Consider the following 585-nt stretch of genomic DNA (forward strand, 5'->3'; position numbering starts at 1 on the left):
ACTTTCATGATCTCCTCAACGGTCATGTATTCCACCTGAGAGCCACCGCCCTGCAGCTGCGCCACAGCGTAGACACCCAGCACACCACCACGGTCACCATTCAGGCGTGGCTTGTGGATAACCCGGGTTTCGGTGCCATAGAGCAGATCGAATTCATCAGCAGCAAAGACCACACGGGCGTCGATATTGACGATGGCACCGGAACGACGAGCCAGGGCAAGCATGCCCCGATAGCCCAGCATGAACTGACACTCCAGCCCCCCGACTTTCTTGTTATAGAACGGGATGAGATAGCAGTGACCCAGAGCAGAGCCGGGCTCCAGACCCAGCTGCGCCGATTGGATCACCGCACCCAGCAAAGAGGCCTGCGAGCATTCCCGCAGTTTCGGCGTCTTGCGAATTTCGGTCATGCAGACATTCAGCAGACGCTCCGGTGTAAGCGGCGTATTTTCCAGCGATTGAGCTATGGTGTTTTTGTTTTGACGCAACAGGTCTTTGATGGTGAGCTGGCCACCGTCAGCGGCCTTTTCTTTTTTTGGTACCGGCTGCTTTGCCGGTGTTTTTTTAGCATTCCCTGCCATAACA

Annotated in this window: 1 protein-coding gene; it reads right to left on the reverse strand. The window is 55.6% G+C overall.

Features of this window, described 5'->3' with window-relative positions; genetic code table 11:
• Positions 1–585, reverse strand: a 585-nt coding sequence (locus AK963_RS30390; RefSeq protein WP_175404785.1) for a recombinase RecT, incomplete at both ends; no start/stop codon positions are given.

This window comes from Endozoicomonas atrinae (assembly GCF_001647025.1).
GTDB lineage: Bacteria > Pseudomonadota > Gammaproteobacteria > Pseudomonadales > Endozoicomonadaceae > Endozoicomonas > Endozoicomonas atrinae.